The following is a 5,658-nucleotide window of genomic DNA, read 5'->3' on the forward strand; positions in this document are numbered from 1 at the left end:
GCCTCTGCGGTGAGTATACAATATTTTTTTTAAACTTACATTTTCACCGCAAAGACGCAGTGTACGCAGAGATTTAAAAGAATAAAATTACTATCAGCGTTGCGATAAAAAATCAGTCCCGATTCTTCCTTCTAAAAATTGAAAAAATCCCTTTACGCTTTTTTTCTTCTTTATATTCGTTAGGCTTATCGGGGTTTGTGAATAGTCTTTTGAAAAACCCATCCCTTTGGGTTTCTTCACATTGGGTTTGTTCAATGAGATGTGCCGGGATTTTTTCAAATTTAGCCCGTGTAATTTCATTGTATTTTGAATCTCTATTCAAACTACCATAAAACTGGGCAAACATAGGAAGTGCGGCATTGGCACCCTGTCCCAGTGTGGTGCTCCTAAAAGGGATATTCAAATCATTCCCCACCCAAACCACGGTTGTCAATTTTGGCGTAACGGCAACAAACCAGGCATCACGGTTGTCTTGGGTGGTTCCGGTTTTTCCTGCGATGTCGTTGTTCAGGCGATAGGTGGACCTGATTCTCGATGCAGTACCGCTGTTGACCGTTGCTTGCATCATGTCAACCATTAAAAAACGGGTGTCATCGCTAAAGGCAGGCTCTTTTGTTATTTCAGGCGAAAACTCGGCAATTACTTTTCCATCTTTGGTTTCGATTCGGGTAATAAAATAAGGCGAACTCACATAACCTTTGTTGGTGTAGGGAGTAAAGGCTTGTACCAATTCCAATACCGAAAGCTCAGCCGTTCCCAATGCCAGCGATGGAACTGCCGGAAGGGTAGAGGTAATGCCCATTTTTTTGGCTTGCTCGATTACATTTTCAATACCGGTTTCCATATGCACTTTTACTGCAATGGTATTTATAGATTTACTGAGTGCATATTTCATGGAATAATTCAAGTAAGGGTCATCATCTTCAGGTTCTGAGGAATTGGTTGGGGTATAATCACCCGGATAAGTAACTTCTTCCATGGAAAAGTGAGAGCAGGCTTCAAATCCGTTTTCAAGCGCAGCGGTATAGACAATGGGTTTAAATGTTGAACCCACCTGACGCTTGCTTTGTGACACATGGTCAAACTGATTGGCGCTGTAATCAATCCCTCCAATCCAGGTTTTTATGGCCCCGGATTGCGGGTTTATTGCTACCATTCCGGTGTTGAGCAGTTTCATATAATGGGTCAGGCTGTCAATCACGCTTGCGTTCACTTTTTGGATGGAATCAAAACCAAAAAGCTCCATTTCACGGATGACACTCAATGAATCCATAATTTCATTAACTTTATAACCATCTTGTAGCATTTGTTTGTAAACCGGCAGTTTCTTCATTTCATTTTCAACCAAACGTTTGTTGGTTTTCCACGGTGCCTGATTGCCCCATGAATTTTCAAAAGCCTGTTGCAATTTGTTCATATGAAGTTTCATGGCTTCTTCAGCATACAATTGCATTTGATAATCGATGGTGGTGTAGATTTTTAAGCCATCGTTGTATAGGTTGTAGGGTTTTCCTTGTTCGTTTCTCAGGGTGTCCAGTATTTTGGTGACTTTTTTTCGCAATTCTTCCCTGAAATGAGTGGCCAACCCGCGGTCATGATTATAGTATTGATAATTTAGTTGAAGAAGGGTTTGTTTAGCATCTTCAGCGATATCGGGATGAAGGTATTTGTATCTCACCATTTGGTCAATCACTACATTTCTTCGGCCAAAGCTGCGCTCCGGATGCAATCTGGGGTTGAAGTATTGCGAAGCTTTTAATGTGCCAACGAGTGTGGCTGCTTGTTCAATGCTTAAATCAGTTGTGGTGGTGTTGAAGAACTTTTGAGAAGCGCTTTCAATCCCAAAAGTATTGTCGCTAAAGGGAACCGTATTGAGATATAAAGTAAGTATTTCCTCTTTGGAGTAAATCTTTTCCATGCGTCGGGCGATTATAGACTCTCTGAATTTAGTAATCACAATCCCAATTTTGTTGACATCCTGTCTTCCGTAAAGGTTTTTGGCCAACTGTTGTGAAATGGTACTTCCACCACCGGCTGAGGCATCCTGCAATAAAATGGTTTTAAAAAACACCCGTAGCAAACTTTGGCGATCAATGCCGTTATGTTCATAAAACCTTGAGTCTTCAGTAGCCACCAAAGCGTGTATCAGGTGATTAGGAAATGCCTCATAAGGAACTGACTGCCTGTCAAAACGGTAGTATTTACCCAGCAATCTCCCGTCTGAAGAAATGATTTCAGAAGCTTCGCTTTGCCTGATTTCCGAAAGTTGTTTTTTGGTAGGCAATGGTCCCCACAACCCCAATAAAACACTCAGGTAAAAAAGAAACAGCAAGGCAACAACTGCTGTTAAAAAATAAAGTAACCTTTTTATCAGCTTTGATTTGAAAAATTTCAAGGGCTAGTTTTTGAAGTCCAATATAGAACGAAGTTTAAAAAAGGCTATTGCCATTTAAATAATATTTAACGTGGGTGTGAAGGTTTTTGCTTTTCATGGTAAAAATTGCGATTAAAGAGTCTTGGGCTTTGTATTGCCACAAGGACTCTAACCTGCCTGGCCGGCAAGCAGGGGCACTAAGGAAACACAAAGTTTTTGATGATTTTTTTTGTGTCCTTTTGCACCCTTGCGGTTAAAATAAAACATAAGATAAGGCGAAGGATATGACAACGAGACCCTCACCTTTCACTTGAATTGAGAAGGTTGAAGTCTATCGTCTAATGTCTAATGTCTCACATCTAATATCTAAACAGCTTTAGGCCTCGTCTTTTGTAGTGCGTACCAAACTGATGCCTGCGATAAAGAAAAGCAGCCCGAGACCTCCGTAAATGATGAGGGTTTTGATATTTTCGTTAGAATTACCAGAGTTGACAAACAATATTGCAGCATAAATTAATGCGCCAATACCCAGTACAGTTAGTAATGCGCCAAAGATTCTTTTAAGATTCATAAAAAGGTTATTAGTTAAAGTTATATATGGATAATCGGTCCTCATAATCAGCGCTTTCATAAAAAAGAAAGTCAGTTGTGATTTTAATTTTAAAAGACACCGAGTGAGTTAACAAGTAACAACAAAAAAGATAACAAAATACAAACTCACAGTTTATTTGGCTAAATATTGGCTTCTACATAAAGTATTTAAACCAAAAAGGCACACAAAGATTTTTTAAGACCTTTGTGTACCTCTTTCTATATAAATTGTTAAGAATGTTTTTTAAGTTTAGATAAAGTCAATATAACTTTGAACTATAAACTTTGAACAATAAACCTACTTGATCTCAACCAATTCAAGTTCAAAAGTTAAGTCTTTTCCGGCAAGGGGGTGGTTGGCATCAACAACGATGGTGTTTTCTTTAATTTCATGAAGAACCAACTGTCTTTCTGTACCGTCAGGAGCTTTTGAAATCAGGCCCATTCCTTCTTCCAGTTTCAACTCCTCCGGCAATTTGTCTTTTTCCACTTCGTGGAACAGTTCCTCTTTAACTTCACCATAAGCTTCGGTATGAGGAATTTGAATGGTTTTCTTTTCATTCACTTTCATATCAAGGACACCCTGTTCAAAACCCGGGATTAATTGCCCTTGACCTAATGTGAATTCAAGGGGTTCACGTTGTAATGAACTGTCAAAAATTTGTCCGTCATCCAATTTTCCTGTGTAATGTACTCTTACGGTGTCATTTAATTTTACTTGACTCATTTGCTTTGTTTTATGTTTTTAAAAATGTGTTCTTGCGAAACTAAGGGTTTTAAGTCAAAACACAAAAACTTTCAAGTTTTGATTGGCACACTTAATAAAAGTTTAACAAGAAGTTATAACCTGATTATTGTCATTTTTGATTCCTGTTAGTATCTTTATTTTTATGTTTTGTTTTAATATGCAATCACTATGAAAAAAAATGTTCCTGTTTCAACGATTATGACTAAAAATGTAGTCAAACTAAACCTTGGTGACGAGCTCACCAAGGCAGAGGCACTGTTTAAAAAGCACAACATTAGGCATATTCCGGTGGTTACAGGAACCAAAATAATCGGAATGCTGAGTCACTCAGACTTGCTTAGAATCTCGTTTGCAGACGCTGTATATGAAGACGAAGAAATAGACAGCGTGGTTTATGATATGTTTGACATAAGCCAGGTAATGACAAAACACATTATTACTGTTACAGAAGATACCACAATCCGTGAAACTGCAAAAATTCTTGCATCCAGAGAGTTTCATGCACTTCCGGTAGTTAAAGACGGCAATCTGGTAGGGATTGTTACCACTACTGACTTGATTAAATACTTATTGGAACAATATCATTAAATTGATATTCCATAACTTTACTTAAAGCATTTTTATGTCAAACATTGGTTTGGTTATCGAAGAAAGAAGCAGGGATATAGGTGACTTTCTAGTAGGTCGGCTGTTACCTTTTCGCAAAAAAAGGATGGTCGGGCCATTTGTTTTTATCGACCATATGGGGCCCACGACTCTGGGACCCGAAAATTATATGGACGTGGGCCAGCACCCACACAGTGGACTTTCCACTCTCACGTTTATGCTTGAAGGCGAAATTGTTCACAAGGATAGCATAGGTTCCAATAAATTGATCACCCCGGGGGCAGTGAATTGGATGGTAGCTGGAAAAGGGGTGACACACACAGAAAGAACTCCAAATGCATTAAGAAACGGAAATACTTTTATAGCACACGGCTATCAAATTTGGGTGGCGTTACCGAAATATTTAGAAGATTGTGAACCTGAATTCCATCACTTTGAAGCCAATTCACTTCCAAAATGGGAAAAAGAAGGGACAACTTTCAAAATCATTGCAGGAGAAGGTTATGGAAAAAAATCGCCCGTACCGGTAAAGTCGGAATTGTTTATGATTGAAATAATTTCAAAAAACGGGTTTGAACTAAACACTTCCGGTCAGTTGAACGGTGAGATTGGCATTTGTATCGTTGAAGGTGAAATTGAAGCTTGTGGCAAATCAATTGAAAAAGGGAATATGCTGGTATCAAAAGCAGAGGACACTTGCAAAGTGAGTTTGAAACCCAATACCCATATTTTACTGTTTGGCGGAAAGCCTTTTGATGAAGAACGATTGATCTACTGGAATTTTGTTTCTTCAGATAGAGAAAAACTGGAAATGGCCAAAGAAAAATGGCGTAACAAACAATTTCCTAAAGTGCCCGGCGATGACACGTATGTGGTTATGCCCGAATATTAAATTTCTACTAAATAACCGCTGAAATTTTTAAAACCATAAAAAATCTCGTATATTCATTCACAAATTAAACCCTCAACTATGCACAGATTCTTTTATATAGCCACGCTTTTATTTACAACTGCTTTAATGGCTCAACAGCCCACCCATGTGCCTAGCCCCCAGAACAACATACCCATAAACCTGAACAGTTGGTTTGACATTATTGTATTTATTGTCTTGCCGCTAGTGATGGTCTTTTTATATTTTCAGTGGCGGCGTCAGGTAAAAAAAGATAAAGAAACAGAAGAGAAAGAGAACAATTCATAAAAAAGGGCAATCATTTTGATTACCCTTTTTCGCTTCGCCCTAAATTAAAAATCACTTAATTCCCGGCCATAGTAGCCTCAGAATCAAGCAATGCAAAAAACTTATCTAAATCAGGTATAAGAACAATGCGTGTGCGTCTGT

General features: G+C 38.5%; 6 protein-coding genes. 3 read left to right on the plus strand and 3 right to left on the minus strand.

Annotated features, from left to right (window positions below; all coding sequences use genetic code 11):
- Positions 1-112: 112 nt before the first annotated feature.
- From AC6F75_RS08735 to AC6F75_RS08745, 3 genes are all read right to left on the minus strand, one after another.
- On the minus strand, positions 113-2,395 hold the full coding sequence (locus tag AC6F75_RS08735) for a transglycosylase domain-containing protein (RefSeq protein ID WP_500714623.1): 2,283 nt from the start codon (positions 2,393-2,395) through the stop codon (positions 113-115).
- A 355-nt stretch (positions 2,396-2,750) separates the two neighbouring features.
- Complete coding sequence (locus AC6F75_RS08740; RefSeq protein ID WP_500714624.1) at positions 2,751-2,945, minus strand: hypothetical protein; 195 nt, start codon at positions 2,943-2,945, stop codon at positions 2,751-2,753.
- Positions 2,946-3,263: 318 nt separating this feature from the next.
- A complete protein-coding gene (locus AC6F75_RS08745; RefSeq protein ID WP_500714625.1) occupies positions 3,264-3,692 on the minus strand; it encodes an FKBP-type peptidyl-prolyl cis-trans isomerase in 429 nt (142 codons plus the stop codon).
- Positions 3,693-3,881: 189 nt separating this feature from the next.
- Here AC6F75_RS08745 and AC6F75_RS08750 point away from each other — a divergent pair, with 189 nt between their 5' ends.
- The 3 genes from AC6F75_RS08750 (at position 3,882) to AC6F75_RS08760 (ending at position 5,517) form a co-directional block, all read left to right on the plus strand.
- Complete coding sequence (locus AC6F75_RS08750) at positions 3,882-4,301, plus strand: CBS domain-containing protein (RefSeq protein ID WP_500714626.1); 420 nt, start codon at positions 3,882-3,884, stop codon at positions 4,299-4,301.
- Between the two features lie 34 nt (positions 4,302-4,335).
- Complete coding sequence (locus AC6F75_RS08755) at positions 4,336-5,211, plus strand: pirin family protein (RefSeq protein WP_500714627.1); 876 nt, start codon at positions 4,336-4,338, stop codon at positions 5,209-5,211.
- 78 nt (positions 5,212-5,289) lie between these two features.
- Entirely contained in the window at positions 5,290-5,517 is a 228-nt protein-coding gene (locus AC6F75_RS08760) for an adenylosuccinate synthetase (protein ID WP_500714628.1), read from the plus strand.
- Positions 5,518-5,658: the final 141 nt, after the last annotated feature.

The organism is Planktosalinus sp. (assembly GCF_059864935.1).

Bases quoted from the DNA above. Each gene is read 5' to 3' on its own strand.
- AC6F75_RS08755 (WP_500714627.1), top strand. From the start codon at position 4,336: ATGTCAAACATTGGTTTGGTTATCGAAGAAAGAAGCAGGGATATAGGT.
- AC6F75_RS08760 (WP_500714628.1), top strand. From the start codon at position 5,290: ATGCACAGATTCTTTTATATAGCCACGCTTTTATTTACAACTGCTTTA.
- AC6F75_RS08745 (WP_500714625.1), bottom strand. From the start codon at position 3,692: ATGAGTCAAGTAAAATTAAATGACACCGTAAGAGTACATTACACAGGA.
- AC6F75_RS08740 (WP_500714624.1), bottom strand. From the start codon at position 2,945: ATGAATCTTAAAAGAATCTTTGGCGCATTACTAACTGTACTGGGTATT.
- AC6F75_RS08750 (WP_500714626.1), top strand. From the start codon at position 3,882: ATGAAAAAAAATGTTCCTGTTTCAACGATTATGACTAAAAATGTAGTC.